The following is a 26,825-nucleotide window of genomic DNA, read 5'->3' as shown; positions in this document are numbered from 1 at the left end:
GGAATATCTTATAATACGTGTCAAGTGTTTTAAAAAATTTCTTATAAACATGTTCTTAACACTCCCGTAGTGTTTATTAACAATGTAAACGTTATAAAATTAAGCTGTTTGCTGGATTAGCCTTGTTTATTAACATCTTTCTAATTAACAATTTGATGCACTTGAGCATAATTTCAGATCTTTTCAGTTAAGTGTTTCCAGTACCTTTTAGGGATATGGCGCACATGCAGCTTAGTATTTTTACGTGATGGTATGTTTACGCTTTTAAAGTAATTCTGCCATAATTGCTGGTAAATTCTTTCATCATTGGTATAAGCCGTTACCACATCGGCAGCTTTTAACTGCGCTTCGAAATCGAATGTTACAAATTGAGTATCATGTAAATCATAATAAATACCGTACTTACGCCTTATATCATAAATAATCCATTTCTGGTCGGCGTAACGGCTTTTAAAATGGCGTATCAACAAGGGTAGTACATTAAAATCTGGCTCAATACCGGCATAAAAAGTCTCGTCCTTTAACTTTTGGAAACGGATAAAAGCTTCCATCCTGTGCTTCTCGCGGCGAACCATTCGTACCAATTCAGATATACGCAATACATATCTATTGCCATAATCTTCTTCAATATTTTGCTGAGAATCAAAAGCATAGCGGATAAAACCAAGCAAAGTATTATCCTCTCCTGCTATTTCAGCCAGGTGGGCAGCATATAAACGCTGAACGCCAATTGAAGATACGCGTAATTTTAATCCTTTGAGTACGCGGTTAGCTCTGGCTTCGTCGGTTACAACGTAAATTGTATTGCCAAATAAAGCGCCCTCAAGCTCTTTGCTCTGGTGAAGTTTAACAAGGCCCAATTTATGTTCATAGATTTCAAATACCGCAGTAAGCAAGCCTTCAAAAGTACCGTCATAGATAAGCGTTGTCATCATTCAAAAAAGATGAAGCTGTGTTTGCACGGCCTTCAAATATTTGCTTTGTGACGATGCGAGTATGAACTGCTTGATGTTATTACCTGTCAGGTCGCGCCGCTCAAACATTTTACTATTGCAGGTAATAAAGTATTTAGCCCGGTTCAAGCTTACTCCTATTTTTTTAAGTTGCTCCCAGCCTAATTTGCCGTATTTGCGTGCGCTCACTATTTTTTGTGCCGATTGCATTCCTATCCCCGGTACCCGTAAAATCATTTTTAAATCTGCTTTATTGATATCTAATGGAAACTCATGCATATTTCTGATAGCCCAGGCTAGTTTAGGGTCGATGTCCAGATCCAGGTGCGGGTAAACGTTATCAACTATTTCGTTTACATTGAAACCATAAAAGCGCATCAGCCAGTCAGCCTGATAAAGGCGGTTCTCGCGTACCATAGGTACATCAGTATTTAGCGCTGGTAATCGTTTATCTGCCAGAACAGGTACATATCCTGAATAGTAAACACGCTTAAGATTAAATTTTTTATAAAAGTAATTGGCCGATTGTAATATCTGGCTATCATTCTCTGGCGTTGCGCCTATGATAACTTGTGTGCTTTGCCCTGCCGGGGCAAATATTGGCGCTTTTTTAAAAAGCTTTTTTTCTTCGGTCCGCTGGATGATTGCATTTTTCAAATAACCCATCGGCTTGATCATGTCCTGCTGATTTTTATCCGGAGCAAGCAGTTTAAGGCCGGCTTCGGTAGGCATCTCCAAATTAACGCTTAGGCGGTCGGCATAAAGCCCCGCTTCATTCATCAACTCGTCGCTGGCCCCGGGAATGGATTTCAAATGAATATAACCATGAAAGTTATATTCGGTACGTAGTTTTTTCGCCACCCGCACTAACCGCTCCATTGTAAAATCAGCATCTTTAAAAATACCCGAACTCAGAAACAAGCCTTCAATATAATTACGGCGGTAAAAATTGATAGTGAGGTCTACCACTTCCTGGACGGTAAAAGCAGCCCGTTGTATATCGTTACTTTTACGGGATACACAATAAGCACAATCAAATATACAATGATTGGTGAGGAGGATTTTTAGTAAGGATACACATCGCCCATCTTCTGTATAAGAATGACAAATACCATTGCTTGCATTACCAAGCCCTTTATTTTCGTTTTTTCGCTTACTGCCGCTGCTTGCACAAGAAACGTCATACTTTGCAGCATCTGCTAAAATGCTTAATTTTTCGTTAATCCTATCCGCGTCCATAAGTCAAAAATACTAAAAATATTAGCATTTTAAATAGATGTATATAGTTTTCTTAGCGCTAAATGGAGTATTTTAAAATTCAGGTATGTGAGTTGATAGATTGATACAAATTATTTTACATGGAAGAATTTAAAACTAAAGATCAGCAGAAAGAGCATGCACAGATCTATAAAGAATTTAAAGTAGCAGTAAATATGTCGGCCTCTGCATTAAAAAAATGGTTAGCTACGGAAGAATCAAAAAAAGTTGGCTGGGACAGCGGCGATGGGGAATCAATTGGCCATAAATCAGGAAAGCATATTATTGATATTCTGCAAAAAAAGAAAGCAGACTTAACCGATGCCGATTATAAGCACATGGCAAAAGTGCATGGATATATTGCACGCCACATGGCTCAAAAACCAGATGGTCCGGAAGGCTCTAATTGGGATTACTCATTAAAGAACTGGGGGCACGATTACAGAAAAAAATAACTTATGGCTGTAATACTAAAACAAATCCGCCTTTGGGTAATACATTAACCCCAACCTTATCACCTGTTTTTGCTGTTAGCTCTTTGTAGGTAATTTCTCTTGAGCTTTTGCCGTCAACATATAACTTAGCTTTGTACCTTTTTTTGACATCTAAAAATGACAAGAATACTTGCCAGTTTTTAGCCACAGTTTCACCATTGATGCCTGCAATATACCAATCCTTTCCTTTACGGCGGGCAAGTACAGCCTCTTTACCAGGTTCGCCCTGAAGTAGTTTTACATCATCCCAGGTGTTGGGTACACTGCTTAGAAACTGCTTTACTTCTGCGCTTTGTTTATAATAGGATGAGTCGCTATCGGCAAAATGCATCATACCCGATTCAAATACTACGCTTAAGGCTAACTCGTGAGCGTTGGTTGTTGTATGCGGGCAGCATTGGTAATCTGAAAATGTAACCGGCGTATAGTCCATTGATCCGGCTACATTGCGCGTAAACACATATATAGTATTCAAGACAGCAGCATCAGCGGCAAACTCCGGCGACCAGCCATAGTTTTCTGCCCCGCGCACTGATTCCATCGACAACAAATTCGGATAAGTACGCGCCCATCCCCGAGGCATTGTGCTCCCGTGGAATATCACCATGATCTTTTCCTTAGCTGCATCTTTTAATATATCCTGATATAGTTGCATTACGTTTTGCTTATCGCTTTGAAAAAAGTCGACCTTAATGGCTTTCACACCCCAGTCGTGCAGTTTTTTCAATTCCTGCTTGCGCTTAAGCGAATCAAACATAATGTCGCGCGGCTGTTCGCCAACGTTATTATGCGGCCCGCCGGAATTATACCAGAATGTGAGTTTGACATCTTTGCTTTTGGCGTAATCAATCAGGTCTTTGATATTACCGCCATCTTTTAACATGTTCCAGTTAGCATCTACCAGGGAGTATTCCCATTTCATATTTGCGGCCAGATCTACAAAACGTTTAAGCGTAGTAACATTGCGGCTGCTGGCATGGTCGCTCCACCAGCTCCATGACGAACGGCCTGGTTTAACCCAGCCGATATTGCCAATAGTATTAGGTGCAGACAGGTGATTTATTAAAGCCGATTGTACAACAACTGAGGGATTTTTACCAATTATAAACACCCGCCATGGCATTGCAAACGGTGCTTTAGCAACAGGGTAGCTACTACCCTGCCCCAGGCCCTCGCCTTTTAACGGGAAAGCTATTTTATATATACCATTGCTGCACATAGGTTGCAAATGCATGCCTGCATTATCAGGAGATATATTACTTTCTGAAAGGAACAGCCAGTGGTCTTTCGTATGAAACAGTGCCGGAAAGGCCCAGCCTGTACTATCAGGAGCGGCGGTGCCGGCAGGAATACCGTTTTTAAATACATTCTCATAGGCAGGATCATTGCCATATTGCTGCATCCATGCTGATGCCTGCGGAACAGCAAATTCCGTTGATTCATTTACCAGGGTATACGTTTTGGCAGAATCCGGAAAACGGTACCTGAAAGCTATGCCATCATCATAAGCGCGCAAATCAACAGTCATTTTAGCGCTATAGCTGTTAGTAAATGTCACACTTGCCTGGTTGGCTTTGGCTTTATATACACTGTATTTACCTGTAGGCAACACATAAATTTCACTTACAGGCCGGGTCAAAACATTTGCAAAACTTAAATGATCGCTAAATTTTTCTGTGGTTGATTCGATACCCAGTTTTGATGGTTTTACAATTACCTCACCCTTATCAGTCACTGAATAACTTAATGCGCCGTTATTCAATTTCAAATTTATTTGCAGTGCGCCGCTTGGGGATATGACTTTCCACTCGCTGGCTTTTTGTTGAGCCTGGGCCTGGCCGTTAAAAAATATAATTAAACTGATTGCAGCAAATACTTTTAAGCAATATATCATAATGGCAGATTACAGAATAGCAAACCTAATTATAAGTTACTATAAATGCATAAGTAACCTGCCATTTTATGATATTTTAGTTAACCACTAAATTGCTGCCATCACTCTGTTTGCGTTTTAAGATCAGGGCGGTGATCAATGACACAATGATCCCTACAGGTAATATCTCCATATAAGTAAGCAGAATCACTCCGAAAATTGAATTATACCATTGCTTCATGCTGTTTATAAACTCCTTTTTCTCGGCAAGCTCCTTTGCCGGAAGATGGCTTTGGTTCAGTTCGCTTATCTGATGGGCGGTATACCGGTTCATAAAATCGGGTATAAAAAAGTAATAATATATCAGCCATGCGGCAACATAAATGGTTGATGCTATAAGGCTTATTAAAATGCCTATTTTAAACGCTTTGCCGAATGATATAACATCATTGTGCTGAACACGATATTTTTTTACTGCTACAAAAATAAAGGCAAAGGCCAGTATCATGGAAGCATAACCCAGCAGCATGCTGCCATCATAACTACCGGAGCCATAACATTTCACTGCGTTGTAAAGCATCCATGCTGTAACGATGCATCCGGCAATGGCTCCATAAATAAATACTTGTTTTTTCATTGTTCTAAGTTTTATTAATGGCTCAAAAGTGAAATATTAAGCGCTACTTAGGGTCATACTTTAGGGTGATTTTACAGAAAATTGCCTATAATCATACTAAAGGAGGAATTTTATTAAGGGATCAGACTTAGCTTTTTAGCTTTATTGACAGCCTGAGTACGGCGCTGTACTTCAAGTTTTTCAAATAGTCTGGAAGAGTGTGTTTTAATGGTATTAAGCGAAACAAACAGCTTCTCGGCAATATCCTGGTTGCTGAGGCCCTGGGCCATGAGTTGTAATACTTCAAGTTCGCGTTTACTTAGCTTTAATCTTTTTAATTCATCCTCATTAAAAATAAAGGTATCAGTATTTATTAAAACCTCTTTTTCTAAATACACAGTTTTATACCGGCGCTTATTGATGCGGAGTGCTAACCAAACCCCTGTTAAAAGAAATAAAATTGCTATCGCACTTGTATATAACTCGTATGCATGGTTAACAATAATGTATTGCCACTCCAGCCATTTCATTAAAAACAGCAAAACAGCCAGCAAAAAGGCATAAACTATAACAGACTGATTCTTTTTTACTAAATGAACCAACATCAATTGAACAGTAATAGGAAGCGAATTTAATTAAAATATCAAAGCTTTGAATCAGATTAAGAATGTAAGCTTCGGCTATCTTTTTTTAATATTAAAGCCCGAAGTATCAAATATACCCCCGCAAAAACTATTATAAGAGATATCAGGTCCATCAGTGTTACACCATCCTCGGCATTAAAATGAATAATGGTGAACATCTCAAAATAAGGCGGCGCAGGCATAATTATCATGGCCATGCCTAAAGTGATCATCACTATTCCTATAATCAATAGTACGATTTTCTGTATTGTATTAATATTTTTTATCCGCCTTTTGTGCTGATGCGCATAACTTTCATTTATTACCCTATCTATCTTTTCCTGAACTATTTGCAGGTCGCGGCTGTCGTACTGGTTACACCTTATGAGTGTTATCAGTTTATTAGCTGTACCTTCAAGTAATTCGATATTATCAATAATCGGTTGTTCTTTCAAAACTTTACGATGTTTTTTGTTATTATTAGGCTTTAAAATATTGCTGATTTTTCAATGAAAAGAGTATCTGTCGTTACCATCAATTTTAATCAGGATAAAATAACCGAAGAACTGCTGATATCTATCGCCGAAACCAATACGTATGAAAATTTAGAGGTCATAGTGGTAGATAATGGCAGCACGGTAAATCCTGTTCCGCAATGGACAACAAAATATCCCGATATAAAGTTTATACGCTCGGAAGCCAACCTTGGTTTTTCCGGAGGTAATAATATTGGAATTGCACAAGCTACCGGCGATTACTATTTCCTGGTAAACAACGATACCGAGTTTACCCCCGGCCTTGTAAAAAAACTGGTTGATATATTAGATACCCACCCACAGGTAGGTATCATATCTCCAAAGCTGGTTTATGATTTCGATAGAAGTATTATACAATATGTAGGTTTTACCCAGGTTGATTATTATACCTGCCGTAACAAAGCCGTCGGAAAAAATGAAAAAGACTTAGGGCAGTATGATAATCTGCTTGGCCAAACCGGATACTGCCATGGCGGTGCCATGATGGTTAAACGTGAAACCTGCCAAAAAGCCGGATTAATGGCCGATAATTTTTTTATATACTATGAAGAGGTAGACTGGGGCGAACGCATCAACCGGTCTGGCTACCAGGCATGGGTACGTGGCGACGCCGTTATTTATCACAAAGAGTCTATGACCGTAGGAAAAAAAAGCGCTTTTAAAGAATACTTCATGAACCGTAACCGTATACTTTTTATACGGCATAATGCCCCGGCGCTAAAAGCTTTTGTGTTTTACTGTTACTTTACACTACTGGTGGTTCCAAGAAACATCATCGGTTATATCAAAGAAAAAAAATACGATTTTATAAGCATTCTGTTTCGTGCTATTTGGTGGAATATCACTCACGATAAACATAGCACCGATTTAGGTTATACCATAAATAAAGTTTCATGACAGTATTGCTCTGGCTAAGCTTATTTATCGTTTTCTACACATTTGTAGGGTACGGTATACTGTTATATTTCATCATCAAAATTAAACGGTTGGTAAAGGGTAAAGCTGTATTGCCTTTGGTTGTTGATGCTGAATTACCATCCTGTACACTTGTTGTAGCTGCTTATAACGAAGAGTTTTATATGGAACAGAAAATAAAAAACAGTTTGCAGTTACAATACCCTGCCGGTAAACTGAAATTTGTTTTTGTTACCGATGGCTCATCAGACCGAACGCCAGAGATCATATCGGGCTACCCGCAGATACAATTGCTGCACAAGCCAGAGAGAGCAGGTAAAATTGCCGCAGTACACCGCGCCATGGAATATGTAGATACAGAAGTGGTGGTATTTACCGATGCTAATACATTTTTAAATGCAGAAGCCATAACCAGGATATGCCGTCACTATGCGGATAAGACAGTTGGATCTGTTGCCGGTGAAAAGCGCGTACATATTGACAAAAGTGCCGATGCCAGTGCGGCGGGCGAAGGTTTTTACTGGAAATATGAATCGACCCTGAAAAAATGGGATTCTGAATTGTATTCTGTTGTTGGTGCCGCGGGTGAGTTATTTAGTGTGAGGCGAAATTTGTATCAAAATGTTCCTTCTGATACCGTGCTGGATGATTTTATGATATCAATGCTGATAACAGAGCAGGGGTACCGTATTGTTTATGAGCCGAATGCTTACGCCTTAGAAACCGCATCAGAAAACGTTTCTGAAGAGCTAAAACGTAAAATACGCATTGCTGCCGGAGGCATGCAGTCTGTTTTGCGTCTTAAAAGCTTATTGTTTTCAACCAAATACCCTCTCCTGTCTTTTCAATATGTTAGTCACCGCGTTTTGCGGTGGACGGTAACGCCATTTTTCTTATTGCTGGCATTCCTGTTAAACCTGGTTATGGTTATTAACGGAACAACCTGGTTTTACCAGTTGCTGTTTGCAGGCCAGGTGGTATTTTATTGTCTCGCCTTATTGGGGTATATGATGGAAAAGCGGCAGATCCGCATAAAAGCCTTATTTATTCCCTATTATTTCTGCATCATGAATTATGCTGTACTTGCAGGTATAATACGCTACTTCACTAAAAAGCAAAGTTCAATTTGGGAAAAAGCGCAACGAAAAATTTAGTTACAATATCAATTAAATATTTTTCCGGGGTTTAAGATATTGTTCGGATCGAAGGTTTGTTTAATGCCTTTCCATATTGCAAAATGCACATCGCTATACTTTAACGGCATATAGTTTTTCTGTACAAGGCCGATACCATGCTCGCCTGAAAGTGTACCGCCGAGTGATATGGTTAGCTCAAATATCTCGGTAATACCATCTTTGAGCTTATTGTTCCAGTCCTCATCACTCATGCCAGCTTTAATGATGTTAACATGTAAATTACCATCGCCGGCATGGCCATAACAAACAGATGAAAAGCCATACTTCCCTCCTATTTGTTTGATGCCGTTTATAAGTTCAGGCAGTGCTGCACGAGGCACTACGGTATCCTCTTCTTTATATACCGAGTTTGATTTAACCGATACAGCCATTGTACGCCTGATGCGCCACAACTCCTCTTTCTGTGCAGACGAATCTGCAAATAAAACATCTTTGCAATTGTACTGTTCAAGCACGCCATTTATCACTTCGCAATCGCCAAATATCACATCCTGGTTGCTTCCGTCCACTTCTATCAGTAAAAAGGCGCCTATGTCATCTTTAAGGTCAAAGGCTATCCCATCATGCTCTATCACCCACTCAATCCCCTTGCGCTCCATAAATTCCAATGCCGATGGCACCACCCCAGCCCTGAATATGGCCGATACCGCTGCACATGCATCCTCGTTGCTTGCAAATGATGCCAGCATCAGAACATCCTGAGTAGGCCTTGGGATAAGCTTGGTTACTATTTTAGTAACAATGCCCAGGGTGCCTTCAGACCCGATAAGCAGTTGCGTTAAATTATAGCCCGATGCATATTTAAGTGTATTGGCACCCGTCCAGATCACTTCGCCGGTTGGCAGTACCACTTCCAGGTTTAAAATATATTCCCTTATAGTGCCATATTTAACCACCCTGGGCCCGCCCGAACAATTGGCGACATTGCCACCTATATAACAACTGCCTTTACTTGCAGGGTCAACAGGGTAAAGCAAATTCTTTTCAGCCACCGCGTTCATGAATACTTCGGTGATTACGCCCGGCTCAACGGTAGCTTGCAAATTTTGCTCATCAATAGCAATTATCCGGTTAAAACGCTCCATTGAAATGAGCAAGCCGCCATTTACCGGCAATGCGCCGCCTGCAAGGCCTGTACCAGCGCCACGGGGTGTAACAGGTATCTGGTTTGCATTGCAGAGCTTCAACAATGCGGCTATCTGGTCCGTATTTTGAGGCTTAACTACAACTTCGGGATAGTAAATAAGGTCTTCTGTTTCATCATGGCTGTAGTTTTCAATCTCAGTTTGCCCGGTTATAACTGAATCAGCACCTACTATATCAGTTATCGTATTTAACAGATCCTGATTGATATGATTGTATGGCATATGTTATTGCTTGTTATAGGATAGTTTAACAACCGATTGTTTAACTGGGCCGTTAAAAGGTGGATTTTGTTTTCTGATAGTTACTTCAATGGTATCAATGAAGTTAAAATTAGCCTGTATTCGTTTCATTATTGCTTCCGCAACGGTTTCCAGTACTTTGCGGGTGTGCTGCATCTCTTCGGTAACAATCTCATATAGCACCTCGTAATTAACAGTATTAGCAAGGCTGTCGTCGCTAAAGGGTGCATTATTGTTAAAGCCTACGCTAACATCAACTAAAAAACGGGTACCTGTTTTTTGCTCTTCAGGGTAAAACCCATGATAAGCATAAAACTCCACACCCTCCAGTCCTACTTGTATCATAGTTCAAAAGTAAAAAATAGATCGGGTATGTGTTGCTATACGTTTAAATCAGTATATTTCTTTACAATATCCGGATGTGGGATATCTTAATTATATTAATATTGCATGCTCATATACGTATGAACGCCTTTAACGCTTATCATTATGCTAATAAAAACGCTTAAAACTACTTTGCTGCTTACCGCATTGTCGGCATCTTTATATGCGCAACAAAATACCGAACCGAATTATAAATTTCGTGATAGCGTAGTTGTAAAGGTGCACCCACGTTATGATAGTGTGGGCAAAGTGCATCGCTGGTTTTTTGGTAATAATTATCGTAAGGAATGGGCTACACCTGTTAAGCTGCCCGTGATAAGAATATCTGAAGTGATGGGTGGTTTAATACCCGAAAAAGAGGGCGGCGGCATGCAGTCTAAGTCGTTACGTTTAAAGGATAAAAGCGGAAAAGAATGGGTGATAAGAAGCGTTGAGAAAACACCCGATAAATTAGTGCCCGAAAATCTGCGCCAAACCTTTGTAATAGATTGGCTGGACGATGCCTTGAGCGGCCAGCACCCATTTTCGGCGTTAGTAGTTCCGCCACTTGCGAAAGCCGCTGATATTCCGCACTCGCATCCGGTAATTGGCGTTATAGCTGCCGACCCTGCATTGGGTGAATACAATAAAGTTTTTACCAATATGGTTTGCCTGCTTGAAGAACGTGAACCTGTAGGCGATTCTGACAACAGCATCAAAATGCTGGGCAAACTGGTTGAAGACAACGATAATCGTTTTGATGGAGATGAGTTTCTGCGCGCCCGCATGCTTGACCTGCTGATTGGTGATTGGGACCGCCATGAGGACCAATGGCGCTGGGCCGACCTGCAAAAGGGAAAAGGTAAAATGTACATTGGTGTGCCCCGCGACCGTGACCAGGTATTTCATCTGGAAGAAGGGTTATTTCCGGATATTGCTGCACTGCCCTACATCAACCCGTTATTGGGCGATTTTACCTATGATATACCTAAAGTAAAATACAATATTGCCAAAACCCGTTTTATGAATCCATACCCAGATTTCCAGATGACCCATGAGCACTGGATGAAGGTAGTGAAAGACTTTGTTGCTGTTGAAACAGACGCTGTGTTTGAACAGGCACTTAGACGCCTTCCGGGCGATACTTATAAAATGGGGCATGATGTATTACTGGCCAAACTAAAATTGCGCAGGGCCGCCCTTCCTGATGCGATGGACCGGTATTATAAATTTATAAACCGTATTGTTGACCTTAGATTGAGTGATAAAAATGAGAAGGTGGACATAACCGGTTTGCCGGATGGTAGGCTTAACATACAGGTAAACAAGATCAGTAAGGAAGGTGAAGTTAAAGATACCATCATGTCTGTTGTATACGATCCTGAATATACCAAGGAGATCCGTTTATACACTTCTAAGGGAGATGATAACGTCAGCATCAATAACACTACATCGCCTATTGATTTAAGGCTGATAGGTGCTGAAGGTGAAAAAATCTTTAACGTTGCACAGTCCCGTAATAATTTAAGGGTGTATGCAACGCCAACGGCCAAATTTATGGGCCTTACCAACAGGATAAGCAAACATCTTTCGGCTGATACGCTTAATACCCGCTTTTTGCAAACCAATCTTTATAATGTATGGATGCCACTTGTTACTGCAGGTATAAATGCAGATGATGGCTTTTTATTAGGTGCCGGGTTCAAATACGTTAAAAAAGATGGTTTCCGTAAAGTACCTTATACCAGTTCTCAGCAGTTATTGGTTACTCATGCGTTCGCTACAGAGGCATTCCGTATTAAATATAATGGCGAGTGGATAAAGGCCATTGGCAATGCCGATCTGCTCTTACAGGCATATATACAAGCTCCCGATAACACGGCAAACTTTTTTGGGCTGGGTAATGGAACCTCTTTGAACAAAGATCAGCCCAACTATCGCAGGTATTATCGTGCACGTTTTGACACTTATGAAGTTGACCCTGCACTCCGCTGGAACATGGGTAATAACAGCAGCTTTAGTGCAGGGCCATCCTTTCAGTTTTACCATCTTGACCTTAAAGATAATGCAGAGAGGTTTATTAATAATACTTCATTAATCGGCTCTTACGACAGTGCCATAGTTGATAAAGATAAAGCGCATCTGGGAATAGTGCTCAACTTTAACAGTAACCAGCGGAAGGGCGGCGTGTTGCCACTTAGCGGATATTATTTTAACATCAATGTTCAGGGTTATAATGGACTTAAAAACTACTCCAAATCTTTTGTGCAGATACGCCCCGAATTTACTTTCTATCAAAAGTTAACCCATAACGGTTCAGTAGTATTATCAGATCGTATTGGTGGCGGCGTTAGTTTTGGAAGGCCGGCATTTTATCAGTCTATGTTTTTAGGTGGGCAAGGTAATTTGTTAGGCTACCTGCAGTATCGTTTTGCAGGTAAACATATGGTTTATAATAACTTTCAGGGACGGGTTAAACTGTTCAATATTGCAAGTTATATAGTGCCTGGCCAGTTAGGCCTCAGCGGGTTTTATGATGCCGGCAGAGTTTGGGCTGATGATGAGAAATCTGATAAGATACATCAGGGTGTTGGTGGAGGGTTGTACTTTTCTCCTGCCGGCTTAACCATTTTCCAGGTACTCGCAGGCCATTCAGAGGAAGGATGGTATCCTTATGTGTCGCTTAATTTCAGGATTTAAAATATAATTTCATCTCAGATTCGATGCCTACTTCGTGTATTTTATACACATATTTAGTCATGACATTATTTAAAAGCCTGACTTTTGTCATACAAAAGTTAAAACACACCAATAATGGTAAATTTAGTTGACTAATATAGTCAACCAAGTTTACATTTGTGCCATTATTACAAGGCACAATGAAAACGTTTACCTTACCTCACATAAATACTAATTACTCCTTTAAAAAAGGCGCTGATACTTCTCATACTTTACAAGTGTCTTCCGCGTCAGATCAGGATAAACATACCCTTACTCCAACCGAGTATGTAATGGGTGTATTAGGCGAAGGTTTAAAGCAAAATTTTTTAGGTGCTGATATCAACATGGAGTTTTTAACCCTTATGGTTCGCAGCTATGCAAACGAATCTGTAAAGGCAGTAAAAAAAATCATGAAGAAAGCTGCAAATGGTAAGCAGCCCAACCAAACCTCAATTTAAGCTCTCAACACAAAAATGAAAAGTCACTTTATCCCCTACTTCAATAGAATTATACTCACACTTTTAATGCTGATATCATCGTTCACGGTGGTATTTGCACAAACAAGGGTGAGCGGTGTGGTTACCGATGCTAAAACCGGGCAGCCAATGTCGTACGTTACGGTTTCTTTTGCAGGTACAGGTATTGGCGCAGGTACTAACGCGCAAGGCCGTTATGCGATCAGCACAACGGATGATGTTAAGAAAATACAGGTATCTTTTGTAGGTTACCGCACCGTTACCCGTAACATTATTTCCGGCCAGGAACAAACCATTAATATTTCCCTTACGGAAGATAACCATTCGCTGAATGAAGTTATTGTAAGATCAGGCAAAAAGAAAAAGTACAGCAATAAAAATAACCCGGCAGTTGAACTGATACGCCAGGTGATTGCCCATAAAAAGCAAAATCAGGTAGAAAATTATAACTATGCCGAGTATAAGCAGTATGAGCGCATGAATGTATCTTTAAGTAACCTGAGCGATAAATTCCGTAATAAAAAGATATTTAAAAATTATCAGTTTTTATTTCGTGAGCAGGCCGATTCAACTGCTATAGGCGGTAAAACCTTATTACCGGTTTATCAGGAAGAAAAGCTATCTGATATCTATTTCCGTAAAGATCCTTATGCTAAAAAACAGGTAATAACAGCAAACAAACAAGTAAAGTATGATGAAAACTTTGTTGATAACAATGGTTTAAAATCGTATTTCGAACGTATGTACCAGGATATTAATATCTATGATAACAATGTATCTTTATTAAGCAACCAGTTACTAAGCCCAATTGCTGATAACTCTCCTACCTTTTACAAATTTTTTATTACCGATACGCTTAAAGACCAGCAACCCAATTTAATTGAGCTGAGTTTCACGCCGCGTAATACCAATAATATGCTGTTTGAAGGACGCATTTACATTACTATGGATGGCAACTATGCCGTACAAAATGCCTTTTTAACAGTTAATAAAAACATTAACTTAAACTTTGTTCGGCAGATGCAGGCTAATTTATCGTTCGAAAAAAATCCTGACGGACGGTATCATTTAAGCCAGAGCGACCTTAAAATAGAGTTTGGTATCAATAAAGAAAAGGGCGGCGGCATGTACGGCGAGCGCCTGGTGAATGTAAGTGACTTCGTAGTAAATAACCCACGTCCGAAAAAAACATACGATGGACCTTCACAGGAAATCGCAGTAAATGCCGATGATAAAAACGATGCTTATTGGGCTATGGCCCGGCCCGATACGCTTGATGCGGCATCGGCAAGTATCTATAAAAATATAGACAGCCTGCAAACTATTCCATCGTTCAAAAAAACAATGGATATAGCAACCTTGGTTTTGGCCGGTTACAAAAATTTTGGAAAGTTTGAATTAGGCCCTGCCAATACCTTTTACAGCTTTAACCCCGTTGAAGGTTTCAGGGCGCGTATTGGTGGCCGTTCTACTACAGAGCTTAGCAAGCGTTATTATTTTGAAACCTATGGCGCCTATGGTACCCGCGACGAAAAATTCAAGTACTTTTTAAGCAGTACTTACTCACTTAATAACAAGTCCATTTATTCATTTCCGCAGAATTACATCCGCGCAAGCTTTCAGCATGATACAAAAATACCGGGACAAGAGCTGCAGTTTGTGCAGGAAAGTAACTTTCTGCTATCGTTTAAACGCGGTGTAAACGATATATGGTTATACAACGATATTTTCCGTTTAGACTATGTACACGAGTTTAGCAACCATTTTTCCTACTCACTTGGTCTGAAAAAATGGAACCAAACTCCGGCTGGTGCACTGGTATATCAGAATTTACTGCCAAACGGTGTAATTAATAATGTTGACCTGTTAAAAACTACTGAGCTATCTGCGCAGGTGCGCTGGGCACCTCATGAAAGGTTTTACCAGGGTAAACTCTACCGTACACCCATACCTGATAAGTACCCGATATTTACATTAAGCTATACGCAGGGCATCAAAGGTTTCTGGGGAGGCGAGTACAACTACCAGAATGTGATAGGTAACATCAATAAACGTTTCTATCTGTCACAGTTTGGTTACACCGACGTTACTACCGAGGGTGGTTACCTTTTTGGCAAGGTGCCTTTCCCGCTGCTGGATATTCATCATGCTAACCAAACTTATGCATTCCAGTTACAGTCATATAACCTGATGAACTTCCAGGAATTTGTGAGCGACCATTATGCCAGCATATTTATAGACCACAATTTTAACGGCTACCTGTTTAATAAGGTGCCTTTATTAAAGAAGCTAAAGCTGCGTGAGATCATAGACGTTAAAGCGCTTTGGGGCGGTGTGCGTGAAGAAAATAACCCGGCGAATGACCCTTCGTTATTACGCTTTCCAACAAATATGGGTGCAGGTGGCGTAGGAACTTATACATTGGGCAGCACACCATATGTTGAAGGTAGCGTGGGTGTAGGTAACATATTTAAACTTTTAAGGGTCGATCTGGTTAAAAGATTTACTTACCTTGATCATCCGGGGGCTCCGGAATGGGGCATCAGGTTCTTTGTTAAATTTGATTTTTAATAATATATTCGTAAACCACCTGAACCTTACACCTGTATAATATTTGTTATGGCAGAACCATGTGTGATTACTGAAGAAAGTAAAAAGGTTGCTCCGAAACTGGTTTACCTGTTAAAGCGCCTGTTAGATGAGTGGATGGGAAAGAAACTTTGCCGTATTGAGCAACCTGGTTTTAACAGCTCCCATTTGCCTTTGTTTATGACTATAGGCAAAACAGGCATATCTAATAACGAGCTTGCCGCTAAACTTAATGTAAGCAAACAGGCAACCAGCAAGATTGTTAAAGAGCTTGAAGCCATAAACATGGTAAAAAGTGAAAAAAGCCCGGAGGACGCCCGGGTGGTTATGCTTCACTTTACCGCGGAAGGTGAGGCTTTCTACCATCGATTGAAAAGCCAGGTGATGGATCTGGAAGCGCAATATAAAAAGGTGGCGGGAGCAAAAAATTACGAAATTGCCATTGAAGTAATGTTAAAATTAGTGCAATTTCATGAAGAGCATAATTGTGCTGAATAAAAATCAATTTTTTTGAAGCAAATGACATTTAAATGAAACGGTTTTTAATTTACCGTTGTACATTTGTTTAACACTGTTAAATAATCTAATAGGAGTAAAAATAAAGCAATGGCCAGCAAGGAAAGAATTGCGAGGATGAAAGAAGAGACCAGGATAAATATCCTGAAAGCTGCGCTTGAAATTGTCAAAAAGGAAGGGTGGCAGGCACTCAGCATGCGTAAAATCGCAGATGCCATTGAGTACACCGCCCCTATCATATATGAATATTTCGCGAACAAGGACGCCATTATATTGGAGCTTACACGCACAGGTTTTTTAAAACTTGCCAAAAAGCTTCAGGATGCAAAAGATAAGCATGATTCACCAGCCCAGCAATTGGAAGAAATGTGGCTTGCTTATTGGAACTTCGCATTTGATTACACAGAATTATACCAGGTGATGTTTGGTGTAACTACAAGTTGTAGCTGCGAAATGGTAAACAAATTACCTGAAGCTGAGTGTCCCTGGAGTATTGTTACGCCATCGATAGCCAAACTGATGAACATCGATGATATAGATTCAGATGTTGTTTGTACCAAGTACTACACTTTCTGGTCTGTAATACATGGGTTGGTTTCTATAAACCTGGTGAACCGTGGCAACTCTGATGAAATAAATAAACAAGTACTTAGAGACGCGATAACGGGCATAATCAGGTCGATAACCCCTTAATTGAGGGCAGCATAATATCGCTAATGCATTTAACGATGTTATAAGATTAGACTAAGGAATTTAAAAACTCATGCAACTAATTTTTCATATCTACTTAACAATGTTAAATAATTTATCAATGTTAATAACATTCCTGATCCGCTATCATTAGGGCGGGTGATATTTTACAATAAACGAACACCTACTTACAAGACTTAACTGTACTAATCATGAACTCTCATACAAAAACAACCGACACAATATATATAAACAGCCTTCGGGCTGAACTCACATCAGTTAACTCATCATCAAAACTCATCATCATGAAAATTATCTTAGCTGCTATTATAGCAATATCATTATTCAGCTGCTCCACTAAGCCGGAGACGCCTCAGGCCCCACCCCCACCTGTTTTACCTGTAACCAATGTAGTTGCCGGCAACAGAACTACTTACCAGGAATATCCAGCCTCGATAGAAGGTACAGTAAATGTTGAAGTGCGCCCACAGGTTAGCGGTACTTTAGATAAAGTATTTGTTGACGAAGGTGCATTCGTATCTGCCGGTCAGCCGATCTTTAAAATCAACGATCAACCTTATCGCGCAGCATTAAACAATGCGCTGGCAAGCCTGCACGCTGCAGAAGCGGCTTACGCAAACGCTCAGTTAGAGATAGATAAACTTACCCCGCTTGTGCAGAACAAAGTGGTATCGGAATTTCAACTTAAATCTGCCAAGGCAACACAACAGGTAGCAAAAGCCAATATCGAATCGGCTAAAGCAAACGTTTCTACTGCTCAGATCAACCTTGGATACACTCTTATTAAAGCGCCCGTAAGCGGTTACATAGGCCGCTTGCTGAAAAAACAAGGTAGTTTAGTATCGCCGCAGGATGTGGAGTCACTTACCCAACTATCAGATGTACATAATGTACACGTGTATTTTTCATTGGGCGAGAAAGACTTTGTTGCCTTTAAACAACAGTATGAAGGATCAACCCTGCAGGATAAGTTAAAACACCTGCCACCTGTTGCATTGATATTAGCAGATAACAGCGAATATACCAAGCCAGGCCATATCGATATGATAGACGGACAGTTTGATAAAACTACCGGTGCTATCAGCGTAAGGGCAAGTTTCTCTAATCCGCAGGGGTTATTACGTTCGGGCAATACAGGTAAGGTTCGTTTGAGCCTGCAGCACGAAAACGCATTGATTATTCCGCAGGAAGCTACTGTTGAAATGCAGGACAAGGTGTTTGTGTTTGCCGTTGCCGATAGCAACAAGGTTAAAAAGCAGCCTATCACTATTATTGGCACCAGTGGCAACAATTACCTGGTTAAAGATGGCGTAAAGGCCGGCGACCAGATAGTTACAAGCGGTGTAGACCGCTTGCAGGAAGGTATGGTGATAAAACCACAACCTCAGCCAGACAAGGTAGCTGCTAACTAAATAAACGAAAACTCATAAACAAGAACTAAGGATAGGAACAGCAATAACGATTTAAAGCGGGTAAAAACCCAGCTTTCAGCCACCGCTTTGCTGTAACAATCCTGCAAAACTTATCAAAATGTTTAAGAAATTCATAGAAAGGCCGGTATTATCAACCGTTATCTCCATCCTATTGGTGATAGTTGGTATACTCGGTTTAACAAAACTGCCCTTAGAGCGTTTTCCAAACATTGCCCCTCCGGCTGTATTGGTATCTGCTGTTTACCCGGGCGCAAACGCCGAAACAATTTTACGTTCGGTAACCCCTTCTTTGGAAGAAGCAATTAACGGTGTAGAGAACATGACCTACATGACCTCTACCGCCAGTAACGACGGTACATTGGGTATTACCGTATACTTTAAACAAGGCACCGACCCCGATCAGGCAGCGGTAAACGTACAAAACCGGGTATCTCAGGCTACCAGCCAGTTACCTGCCGAGGTTGTGCAATATGGTATTACCACCACCAAGCAGCAGAACAGCTTTATTGGTGCGATGGCTATTTACACCGAAGATCCTAAAAAATACGATGCCACATTTGTTGCAAACTATGCGCAGATCAATATCATACCTGAAATTAAGCGTATCCCGGGTGTAGGTTCTGCACAGGTATTTGGTGGTGTTAAGGATTATTCAATGCGTGTTTGGCTTAATCCGGCACAGATGGCAGCCTACAAAATTACCCCTGCTGAAGTAATGGCGGCTATACAGGATAAAAACCTGGAAGCTGCCCCGGGCCGCTTTGGTGAGCGCAGTGAGCAGGCATTTGAATATGTAATTAAATATAAAGGTAAACTTACCAAGCCCGAGGAATATGAGAACATCGCCATCCGTGCCAATGCAGATGGTTCTGTACTGCATTTAAAAGACGTGGCCCGGGTTGAATTGGGTGCTTACTCTTACAATAGCTACAGTAACCTTAACGGGCATGATGGCGTGATCATTGGTATTATCCAGTTATCAGGATCAAACGCCAACGAAATTCAGATAGCTATTGATAAGCTGATGGAAAAAGCATCCAAAGATTTTCCGGTCGGCATTAAATACAATCAGTTCTATCGTACAAAAACAGATTTGGATGAATCTATCAGCCAGGTTGAGCACACTTTGATAGAGGCATTCGTTCTGGTATTTATCGTAGTGTTCATATTCCTGCAGGATTTCAGGTCGACCCTGATACCTGCTATAGCCGTACCTGTTGCTATTATCGGTACTTTCTTTTTCATGAACCTTTTTGGCTTCTCGGTTAACCTGCTTACGTTGTTTGCACTGGTACTCGCAATTGGTATAGTAGTGGATGATGCCATTGTGGTGGTAGAGGCCGTGCATGCTAAAATGGAGCACGACCCGAGCCTTACCCCAAAGAAAGCCACTACAGATGCCATGCATGAAATTACCGGCGCTATTATATCCATTACACTGGTTATGGCTGCCGTGTTCTTGCCGGTAAGTTTCATGTCGGGTTCAACAGGTATATTTTACAAGCAGTTTGCGTTGACTATGGCCATAGCCATTATCATTTCTGCGGTAAACGCCTTAACATTAAGCCCTGCGCTGGCGGCTTTGTTCCTTAAAAACAAACATACCGCAAATGGGCACGAAGCACCTAAGAAAGGTTTTGCAGATAAATTTTATGCAGGCTTTAACGGCAGCTTCAATTACATGACCAATAAGTATGTAGACGGTATAAAACTTCTAATTCGTAACAAATGGGTTAGTATGGCCGGTCTTGCATTGCTTGTTGTTGTTACGGTATTTATGGTTAACAGAACCAAAACCGGCTTTATCCCTACTGAAGACCAGGGCTTTGTGGCGATAGCTGTTTCAACTCCATCCGGAACATCTTTGAGCGGTACCAACAAAATTTTCAAACAGGCAGAAGATCAGCTGAAAACACTGCCTTCAGCAAGGTTTGTTACCGCCCTATCCGGTTTTAACTTTTTAACACAATCAAGCAGTCCGTCAGCTGGTGTTATTTTCCTTCTTTTGAAACCTACCGAAGAACGCGGTGAGGTAAAAAACATTGATGAAATACAAAACATTGTAAGGGGAAAATTAGGCTCGGTACCGGGAGGAACATTCTTTGTATTCAGTTTCCCTACTGTTCCAGGTTTCAGTAACGTAGAAGCGTTAGATGTAATGCTGCAGGATAAAACCAACGGCAGATTGGATAAGTTTAGCGGAATAGCAAATAACTTTATAGCTAAGCTGATGCAAAAACCGGCGGTTGCTTACGCCTTTACTTCATACAAAGCTGATTATCCTCAGCTGCAGTTAGAGATCAACGACGAAAAGGCCAATCAATTGGGTGTAAATGTTAAAGACATCCTATCAACCATGCAGGCTTACTTTGGTACCGCGCAGGCTTCAGACTTTAACCGCTTTGGTAAATACTACCGCGTGGTGGTTCAGGCTGATATAGCCGACCGTACCGATCCTACAGCCATTGACCGTGTGTTTGTTAAAAACAAAACAGGAGAAACTGTACCTATCAACACTTTAGTTAAATTGACCCGTGTTTATGGTTCAGAAACAGCATCCCGGTACAACCTATTCAATTCTATAGAGGTGAATGCCATACCTAAACCGGGCTACAGCTCTGGTGATGCTATCAAGGCGATTGAGGAAACGGCTAAGGAGCAACTACCTGCCGGTTATGCCTATGAATTCTCGGGCCAAACCCGCGAGGAGATATCTTCAGGCGGTCAATCTGCCGTAGTATTTATGCTTTGTTTGGTGTTCGTGTACTTCCTGCTATCAGCACAATATGAAAGCTATATCCTGCCACTGGCGGTTATCCTTTCAATCCCTACTGGTATATTCGGTGTATTTGCTGTATTAGGTTTAACCGGTATTGAAAATAACATTTATGTACAGGTAGCGCTTATCATGCTTATTGGTTTGCTTGCCAAAAATGCCATTTTGATTGTGGAGTTCGCGGTACAAAAAAGAAGAGCAGGACTCAGTCTGGTCGACGCGGCTATCGAGGCTGCCAGGCTAAGGATACGCCCTATAGTGATGACCTCGCTGGCATTCGTATTCGGCTTGTTCCCGATGAGTATAGCTACCGGCCCATCTGCCCAGGGTAACCACTCCATCAGTATTGGTGCAGCAGGCGGTATGGTGTCCGGCGTTATCTTAGGTTTATTCATTATTCCTGTCCTGTTCGTAATATTCCAATACCTGCAGGAAAAGGTTAGCGGCACACCTATAGAAAAACATCTGGATGGCGAACATGGTGAGCACCACGTAAAACAATTGGAACCGGAATTATCATAATTAACTCACCTCGACTACGCTTCGCTGGTCGACCCTCTCTGCTACGCAAAGAGGGTAAAAAAAAGACAGCCCTCTTTCCGCTTGCGGAGAGAGGGTGGTCGAACGGAGCGATGACCAGGTGAGTCTATCATCAACACAACAACAATGAAAAAAATATTAAGCGGGTTAGCCTTATTATTGATTATAAGCGCCTGCAACGTTTCTAAAAACGTCGAAACACCCAAACCTGCATTGCCTGTAGCATTCAGAAATGCAGCCGAAAACAGCGATACCAGCAGTATTGCTGATATACAATGGAAAAACTTTTTTACTGATGCAACTTTGCAAAAGCTGATTGACAGCGCCATTGCCAACAACTATGATATGCAGATAGCATTGAAGAATATAGAGCAATCAGAGCTGTTATTTAAACAGGTTAAGTTTAATTATACACCACAGGTGAACTTAAATGTAACTGCAAGTACCAGCCGCCCATCAGACAATAGCCTTAATGGTTTAAGCTTAAGCCAATTCGGTGTGGGGACAAAGCATATTGAAGATTATAACGCTAACCTGGCGCTATCATGGGAGGCTGATATCTGGGGTAAAATACGCAACCAAAGCAGGGCTGCATTGGCGCAGTATCTGCAAACAGCAGAAGCAAGAAAAGCCATCCAGACCAATATCGTATCTTCTGTATCACAAGGTTATTATAACCTGCTGATGCTGGATGAACAGTTGGATATAGCTCAGCGGAATGTAAGGCTTAACGACAGCACCCTGCGCATCATCCGCCTGCAATTCAATTCCGGCCAGGTAAGTTCGTTAGCTGTACAACAAGCCGAAGCGCAACAACTGGCTGCTGCACGCCTGGTGCCCGAATTTGAGCAGAACATTACTATACAGGAAAATGCTTTGCGTGTTTTAGCGGGTACCTTACCAAGTAAAATTGACCGCAGTACTAAGCTGGCAGAGCTGCCAGTAACAGATAACATTCCTGCTGGTTTGCCATCAGCTATTGTTAGTCGCCGGCCGGATGTTAAAAGCGCCGAACTGCAGTTAAACGTAGCAAACGCCCAGGTAGGTATCGCTAAAGCAAATATGTATCCTTCGCTGAATATTACGGCTACAGGCGGGGTAAACTCTTTTAAAGCCAGCAACTGGTTTAATATCCCTGCATCGTTGTTTGGCACTGTTGCCGGTGGTATCACACAGCCTATCTTCAACCGCAAACGGTTGAAAACACAATATGAGGTTGCGAAGATAGAGCGCGAAAAAAACGTATTACAATTTCGCCAGTCTGTTTTAAATGCTGTTGGGGAAGTGTCTGATGCCTTGGTAAGGATAGAGAAGCTGAAGGCCCAGCACGTTATTGCTGCAAACCGCGTAAATACCCTGCAGCAGGCAACCGGCAACGCTAACTTGTTATTTAAAAATGGCATGGCTAATTACCTGGAGGTGATTACCGCGCAAAGCAATGTATTACAAAGCGAACTCGAACTTGCATCCATCAAACGTGCGCAACTCAGCGCCGTGGCCGAACTTTACCGCTCTTTGGGCGGCGGCTGGAAATGATCTTCTGTTGATGAGTGATTTGAAGAAAAGCCGCTTCTCCGATTCGTTGGAGGGCGGTTTTTTTTGTGGCTAATGCTTTCGTTAACTTAATGGTAATCAACCCTAAAAAGCAATATCACCAAAACAACTGCGTTATTATTTTGTGTAGTATTATACATAATAAACCTAAAAGCCATGAACGTTATTCATAAAATTGAGCAGTGGGGCGACAGGCATCACCCTGCATTGCTTGATGTTTTGCGTATAGCACTCGGCCTGTTCCTTTTTTTAAAAGGCTTTGCATTTATGCAAAACATGACTTTTCTGAAATATACTATTGAGGAACAAAATATTGTAAACCTTTCGGAGCCGGTTTTGCAATTTGTAATGTATTATGTTGCCGCAGTACACATGGCGGGTGGCCTGTGTATAATATTGGGCTTATTTACAAGGTTGTTTTGTATTTTACAATTGCCGGTTGTGGTATCAGCGCTTTTTCTGATCAATATATTTCGGTCGGGGTTTAACAATGATCTTTGGATGTCGGTATTTGCCTGTACATTACTTACACTGTTCCTGTTGATAGGTTCAGGCCCTTTTTCAATCGATCATCTTGTTGAGACCATGAATCAGGATAAATCTGATGCTAATAAAATTTAGTAAGTTACTGCTACATTTGTTATACTTATAAATCGCCGAAAAACAAATAAGCAGATATTTATTTGTGTAATTATTATTCGTTCTAAATTATTAAAATCCTGCAATTTATGCTATGATACGCTTGCGTAGTATTAAACTTGCAGTATGGATAATTTCATGGCCGCCAGGTCGCAAATGGCACTATCGCTTGGCTTTCATATTATATTTTCTTGCATAGGCATGGTAATGCCCTTTTTTATGGCGGTATCGCACTTTATATGGTTAAAAAGCGGCAAACCTGTTTATCAGAACATCACAAAAGCCTGGAGCAAGGGCGTAGCTATTTTTTTTGCTACGGGGGCTGTATCAGGCACAGTACTATCTTTTGAGCTTGGCCTGCTATGGCCAAATTTCATGAAACATGCCGGGCCTATTTTCGGGATGCCATTCTCGTTAGAAGGTACCGCTTTTTTTATTGAGGCGATAGCCCTTGGGTTTTTTCTGTACGGCTGGAACCGTTTTAACCGCTGGTTCCACTGGTTTACAGGTATAGTAGTTGGCATCAGCGGGTTAATGTCAGGTGTATTGGTTGTAGCTGCGAATGCATGGATGAATACCCCTACCGGCTTTAATTACGTAAACGGCACATACCTGAATATTGACCCTATAAAGGCCATGTTTAACCCTGCCTGGTTTTCACAGGCGCTGCACATGTCTATCGCGGCTTTTGCTGCTACAGGTTTTGCGGTTGCAGGTATACATGCCTTAATGGTACTACGTAAACGTAATGTCGACTTTCACTTACGTTCTTTCAAAATCGCGGCCATATTTGGGGTGATTGCTGCCATATTGCAACCCTTAAGCGGAGATATATCGGCAAAAATGGTAGCTAAAAGGCAACCTGCAAAACTTGCCGCAATGGAAGCGCATTTTGTAACCCGCCCTGCTACCCCGCTTCTGATAGGCGGTATACCGGATGAAAAGAACAAAAAAGTTGATCATGCGATTGAGCTGCCGGGAATGTTGAGCTTTTTAATTTATGATGATTTTACAACCCCGGTAAAGGGACTTGACCAGATCCCTGAAAAAGATCATCCGCCGGTGGCGGTAACGCATTACGCCTTCCAGGTGATGGTGGCCCTGGGCATGATGATGATGGCTTTAGGGATTTTATACCTGATAGCCATCTGGAAAAAGAAAAACTGGTTTGAAAAAGGCTGGTTCCTTAAACTGTTTATTGCGGCTACCCCTATTGGTTTCATTGCCGTTGAAGCCGGGTGGACGGTGACGGAAGTAGGCCGACAACCTTGGATCATTCAGGGAGTTATGCGCACTGCCGACGCCGTGACGCCAATGCCGGGTATCCATTATTCCTTCTACCTGTTCACAGCAGTATATTTTACGCTTAGCCTTGTGGTAATATTCTTATTATACCGGCAGATAAAAATGGTTCCATTTATTTACGATGTTAAACCTAAAACCCTTCACCAAGATCAGTCACTATGATATATGTTGTAATAGTTTTTTTATGGGTAGCGCTGCTGCTGTACCTGGTGATGGGTGGCGCCGATTTTGGGGCGGGTATTATAGAGCTGTTTACTTCCTCGCCCAATAAATCGCGTACGCGGCGGGTGATGTATAACGCCATCGGCCCGATATGGGAGGCCAACCACATGTGGCTGATCATAGCCATTGTAATACTTTTCGTAGGCTTTCCGGTGATATATGCCACCATGTCCACCTATCTGCATATACCGCTCACCATCATGCTGATGGGTATCATCGCCCGTGGCACTGCCCTTACCTTTCGTAATTATGATGCCGTAAATGATAACATGCAAAAGGTGTACAACAAGATATTTGTATACTCAAGCTTTATTACACCTTTGTTTTTAGGGATTATAGCCGGCAGCACGGTATCCGGGCGTGTGGATCCTGATGCGACCAACTTTTTGGATGCTTATATTTATAGCTGGCTTAACTGGTTCTCGGTCGCCATAGGTTTTTTCACTACATCATTGTGTGGGTATCTGGCGGCCGTCTACCTTATAGGCGAATCAACAGAGGATCTTGAAAGGCGAAGTTTCATCCGCAAAGCAAGGTTAATGAACGTTGCTGCCGTATTATCCGGAATTGCGGTATTTATCGCTTCTATATCAGAAAAAATACCGCTTATACAATGGGTGTTTGGTAATATTATAGGTATCGCCGCAGTGGCTTTGGCTACCATTTCTTTGGTATTGATGTGGATGTTCATTGCTAAGGGCAAGCGCTATATCATCAGGGTATTGGCAGGGTTTCAGGTCACCATGATTTTGCTTACAACAACCTATAAGCATTATCCCAATATCATTATTCTCAAAAATGGTAAATATTTATCCTTAATAGGCAACCGCGGGGCTGATAAAGCCATTGAAGCTTTAGGCATCGCTTTGCTTGTAGGTAGTGTTTTCATTTTGCCTGCGCTGGTTTACCTGATCTGGAGCTTTCAGAAGAAAAAAGGGGTTGCCAATAACGAAAGTTATCATTAAGCAACACTTATAAAAATAACAGTCCTAATTACCCGGCCCGTATTGTAAAATAGTAGTTCAAAAGTAAACTATAAGGAATATTTAGATTACAGCAACATAGATAAATGTGCTAAAAATCAAACAAAATAGTACCAGTAAGTTGTTATCGCTTTGTTAACCGCAGTTGC

The 26,825-nt window shown here is 41.3% G+C and carries 22 protein-coding genes; 14 read left to right on the top strand and 8 right to left on the bottom strand.

Features of this window, described 5'->3' with window-relative positions:
- Positions 1-173 precede the first annotated feature (173 nt).
- Complete coding sequence (locus ACFQZX_RS09260) at positions 174-935, bottom strand: TIGR03915 family putative DNA repair protein (RefSeq protein ID WP_377114151.1); 762 nt, start codon at positions 933-935, stop codon at positions 174-176.
- A complete protein-coding gene (locus tag ACFQZX_RS09255; protein WP_377114148.1) occupies positions 936-2,192 on the bottom strand; it encodes a putative DNA modification/repair radical SAM protein in 1,257 nt (418 codons plus the stop codon).
- Positions 2,193-2,311: 119 nt separating this feature from the next.
- Between ACFQZX_RS09255 and ACFQZX_RS09250 the strand changes: the two genes are divergently transcribed.
- Positions 2,312-2,665 carry a DUF3140 domain-containing protein gene (locus ACFQZX_RS09250; protein WP_377114146.1) on the top strand — a complete coding sequence of 118 codons (354 nt, stop codon included), beginning with the start codon at positions 2,312-2,314 and terminating at the stop codon, positions 2,663-2,665.
- A 1-nt stretch (position 2,666) separates the two neighbouring features.
- On the opposite strand, the gene ACFQZX_RS09245 is transcribed toward ACFQZX_RS09250, so the two are convergent.
- The 4 genes from ACFQZX_RS09245 to ACFQZX_RS09230 all read right to left on the bottom strand — a co-directional run bounded on the left by ACFQZX_RS09245 (position 2,667) and on the right by ACFQZX_RS09230 (position 6,271).
- Positions 2,667-4,598, bottom strand: a complete 1,932-nt coding sequence (locus ACFQZX_RS09245) for a glycoside hydrolase family 97 protein (protein WP_377114144.1) — start codon at positions 4,596-4,598, stop codon at positions 2,667-2,669.
- A 76-nt stretch (positions 4,599-4,674) separates the two neighbouring features.
- Entirely contained in the window at positions 4,675-5,214 is a 540-nt protein-coding gene (locus ACFQZX_RS09240) for a DUF4199 domain-containing protein (protein WP_377114142.1), read from the bottom strand.
- 113 nt (positions 5,215-5,327) lie between these two features.
- On the bottom strand, positions 5,328-5,798 hold the full coding sequence (locus ACFQZX_RS09235; protein ID WP_377114139.1) for a response regulator transcription factor: 471 nt from the start codon (positions 5,796-5,798) through the stop codon (positions 5,328-5,330).
- A gap of 56 nt (positions 5,799-5,854) precedes the next feature.
- Entirely contained in the window at positions 5,855-6,271 is a 417-nt protein-coding gene (locus ACFQZX_RS09230) for a hypothetical protein (RefSeq protein ID WP_377114137.1), read from the bottom strand.
- Positions 6,272-6,325: 54 nt separating this feature from the next.
- Between ACFQZX_RS09230 and ACFQZX_RS09225 the strand changes: the two genes are divergently transcribed.
- Both ACFQZX_RS09225 and ACFQZX_RS09220 read left to right on the top strand, forming a co-directional pair.
- A complete protein-coding gene (locus ACFQZX_RS09225) occupies positions 6,326-7,249 on the top strand; it encodes a glycosyltransferase family 2 protein (RefSeq protein ID WP_377114134.1) in 924 nt (307 codons plus the stop codon).
- Positions 7,246-8,421 (top strand): glycosyltransferase family 2 protein, encoded by a 1,176-nt coding sequence (locus tag ACFQZX_RS09220; RefSeq protein ID WP_377114131.1) that lies wholly within the window; start codon positions 7,246-7,248, stop codon positions 8,419-8,421. Before ACFQZX_RS09225 ends, ACFQZX_RS09220 begins: the two co-directional genes overlap by 4 nt.
- 8 nt (positions 8,422-8,429) lie before the next feature.
- Here the strand turns inward: ACFQZX_RS09220 and ACFQZX_RS09215 are convergent, their stop codons facing one another.
- Positions 8,430-9,830, bottom strand: coding sequence for an FAD-binding oxidoreductase (locus ACFQZX_RS09215; protein ID WP_377114128.1), 1,401 nt, complete (start codon positions 9,828-9,830; stop codon positions 8,430-8,432).
- A gap of 3 nt (positions 9,831-9,833) precedes the next feature.
- Positions 9,834-10,193: a dihydroneopterin aldolase gene (gene folB / locus ACFQZX_RS09210; RefSeq protein ID WP_377114125.1), complete on the bottom strand. Its 360-nt coding sequence runs from the start codon at positions 10,191-10,193 to the stop codon at positions 9,834-9,836.
- A 144-nt stretch (positions 10,194-10,337) separates the two neighbouring features.
- Here folB and ACFQZX_RS09205 point away from each other — a divergent pair, with 144 nt between their 5' ends.
- The 11 genes from ACFQZX_RS09205 to ACFQZX_RS09155 all read left to right on the top strand — a co-directional run bounded on the left by ACFQZX_RS09205 (position 10,338) and on the right by ACFQZX_RS09155 (position 26,658).
- Complete coding sequence (locus ACFQZX_RS09205; RefSeq protein WP_377114122.1) at positions 10,338-12,911, top strand: BamA/TamA family outer membrane protein; 2,574 nt, start codon at positions 10,338-10,340, stop codon at positions 12,909-12,911.
- A gap of 179 nt (positions 12,912-13,090) precedes the next feature.
- Positions 13,091-13,390, top strand: coding sequence for a hypothetical protein (locus ACFQZX_RS09200; protein ID WP_377114120.1), 300 nt, complete (start codon positions 13,091-13,093; stop codon positions 13,388-13,390).
- 15 nt (positions 13,391-13,405) lie between these two features.
- Positions 13,406-15,979 (top strand): DUF5686 and carboxypeptidase-like regulatory domain-containing protein, encoded by a 2,574-nt coding sequence (locus ACFQZX_RS09195; RefSeq protein ID WP_377114117.1) that lies wholly within the window; start codon positions 13,406-13,408, stop codon positions 15,977-15,979.
- A gap of 48 nt (positions 15,980-16,027) precedes the next feature.
- Positions 16,028-16,495: a MarR family winged helix-turn-helix transcriptional regulator gene (locus tag ACFQZX_RS09190; protein WP_377114114.1), complete on the top strand. Its 468-nt coding sequence runs from the start codon at positions 16,028-16,030 to the stop codon at positions 16,493-16,495.
- A 108-nt stretch (positions 16,496-16,603) separates the two neighbouring features.
- The gene (locus tag ACFQZX_RS09185; RefSeq protein WP_377114112.1) at positions 16,604-17,206 is read left to right on the top strand and encodes a TetR/AcrR family transcriptional regulator; all 603 of its coding nucleotides are present in this window, start codon (positions 16,604-16,606) and stop codon (positions 17,204-17,206) included.
- 302 nt (positions 17,207-17,508) lie between these two features.
- Positions 17,509-18,636 (top strand): efflux RND transporter periplasmic adaptor subunit, encoded by a 1,128-nt coding sequence (locus ACFQZX_RS09180; protein ID WP_377114110.1) that lies wholly within the window; start codon positions 17,509-17,511, stop codon positions 18,634-18,636.
- A gap of 118 nt (positions 18,637-18,754) precedes the next feature.
- Positions 18,755-21,955: an efflux RND transporter permease subunit gene (locus ACFQZX_RS09175; protein ID WP_377114107.1), complete on the top strand. Its 3,201-nt coding sequence runs from the start codon at positions 18,755-18,757 to the stop codon at positions 21,953-21,955.
- Between the two features lie 144 nt (positions 21,956-22,099).
- Positions 22,100-23,509, top strand: coding sequence for a TolC family protein (locus ACFQZX_RS09170; protein WP_377114105.1), 1,410 nt, complete (start codon positions 22,100-22,102; stop codon positions 23,507-23,509).
- A gap of 174 nt (positions 23,510-23,683) precedes the next feature.
- Positions 23,684-24,148, top strand: a complete 465-nt coding sequence (locus tag ACFQZX_RS09165) for a DoxX family protein (protein ID WP_377114103.1) — start codon at positions 23,684-23,686, stop codon at positions 24,146-24,148.
- A 144-nt stretch (positions 24,149-24,292) separates the two neighbouring features.
- A complete protein-coding gene (locus ACFQZX_RS09160) occupies positions 24,293-25,633 on the top strand; it encodes a cytochrome ubiquinol oxidase subunit I (protein WP_377114100.1) in 1,341 nt (446 codons plus the stop codon).
- Positions 25,630-26,658 carry a cytochrome d ubiquinol oxidase subunit II gene (locus ACFQZX_RS09155; protein WP_377114097.1) on the top strand — a complete coding sequence of 343 codons (1,029 nt, stop codon included), beginning with the start codon at positions 25,630-25,632 and terminating at the stop codon, positions 26,656-26,658. Before ACFQZX_RS09160 ends, ACFQZX_RS09155 begins: the two co-directional genes overlap by 4 nt.
- Positions 26,659-26,825 lie beyond the last annotated feature (167 nt).

The organism is Mucilaginibacter litoreus (assembly GCF_042676805.1).
GTDB lineage: Bacteria > Bacteroidota > Bacteroidia > Sphingobacteriales > Sphingobacteriaceae > Mucilaginibacter > Mucilaginibacter litoreus.
This window is presented reverse-complemented; position numbering and strand designations above follow the sequence as displayed.

Bases quoted from the DNA above. Each gene is read 5' to 3' on its own strand.
- ACFQZX_RS09260 (WP_377114151.1), bottom strand. From the start codon at position 935: ATGATGACAACGCTTATCTATGACGGTACTTTTGAAGGCTTGCTTACT.
- ACFQZX_RS09255 (WP_377114148.1), bottom strand. From the start codon at position 2,192: ATGGACGCGGATAGGATTAACGAAAAATTAAGCATTTTAGCAGATGCT.
- ACFQZX_RS09250 (WP_377114146.1), top strand. From the start codon at position 2,312: ATGGAAGAATTTAAAACTAAAGATCAGCAGAAAGAGCATGCACAGATC.
- ACFQZX_RS09245 (WP_377114144.1), bottom strand. From the start codon at position 4,598: ATGATATATTGCTTAAAAGTATTTGCTGCAATCAGTTTAATTATATTT.
- ACFQZX_RS09240 (WP_377114142.1), bottom strand. From the start codon at position 5,214: ATGAAAAAACAAGTATTTATTTATGGAGCCATTGCCGGATGCATCGTT.
- ACFQZX_RS09235 (WP_377114139.1), bottom strand. From the start codon at position 5,798: ATGTTGGTTCATTTAGTAAAAAAGAATCAGTCTGTTATAGTTTATGCC.
- ACFQZX_RS09225 (WP_377114134.1), top strand. From the start codon at position 6,326: ATGAAAAGAGTATCTGTCGTTACCATCAATTTTAATCAGGATAAAATA.
- ACFQZX_RS09220 (WP_377114131.1), top strand. From the start codon at position 7,246: ATGACAGTATTGCTCTGGCTAAGCTTATTTATCGTTTTCTACACATTT.
- ACFQZX_RS09215 (WP_377114128.1), bottom strand. From the start codon at position 9,830: ATGCCATACAATCATATCAATCAGGATCTGTTAAATACGATAACTGAT.
- folB (WP_377114125.1), bottom strand. From the start codon at position 10,193: ATGATACAAGTAGGACTGGAGGGTGTGGAGTTTTATGCTTATCATGGG.
- ACFQZX_RS09205 (WP_377114122.1), top strand. From the start codon at position 10,338: ATGCTAATAAAAACGCTTAAAACTACTTTGCTGCTTACCGCATTGTCG.
- ACFQZX_RS09200 (WP_377114120.1), top strand. From the start codon at position 13,091: ATGAAAACGTTTACCTTACCTCACATAAATACTAATTACTCCTTTAAA.
- ACFQZX_RS09195 (WP_377114117.1), top strand. From the start codon at position 13,406: ATGAAAAGTCACTTTATCCCCTACTTCAATAGAATTATACTCACACTT.
- ACFQZX_RS09190 (WP_377114114.1), top strand. From the start codon at position 16,028: ATGGCAGAACCATGTGTGATTACTGAAGAAAGTAAAAAGGTTGCTCCG.
- ACFQZX_RS09185 (WP_377114112.1), top strand. From the start codon at position 16,604: ATGGCCAGCAAGGAAAGAATTGCGAGGATGAAAGAAGAGACCAGGATA.
- ACFQZX_RS09180 (WP_377114110.1), top strand. From the start codon at position 17,509: ATGAAAATTATCTTAGCTGCTATTATAGCAATATCATTATTCAGCTGC.
- ACFQZX_RS09175 (WP_377114107.1), top strand. From the start codon at position 18,755: ATGTTTAAGAAATTCATAGAAAGGCCGGTATTATCAACCGTTATCTCC.
- ACFQZX_RS09170 (WP_377114105.1), top strand. From the start codon at position 22,100: ATGAAAAAAATATTAAGCGGGTTAGCCTTATTATTGATTATAAGCGCC.
- ACFQZX_RS09165 (WP_377114103.1), top strand. From the start codon at position 23,684: ATGAACGTTATTCATAAAATTGAGCAGTGGGGCGACAGGCATCACCCT.
- ACFQZX_RS09160 (WP_377114100.1), top strand. From the start codon at position 24,293: ATGGATAATTTCATGGCCGCCAGGTCGCAAATGGCACTATCGCTTGGC.
- ACFQZX_RS09155 (WP_377114097.1), top strand. From the start codon at position 25,630: ATGATATATGTTGTAATAGTTTTTTTATGGGTAGCGCTGCTGCTGTAC.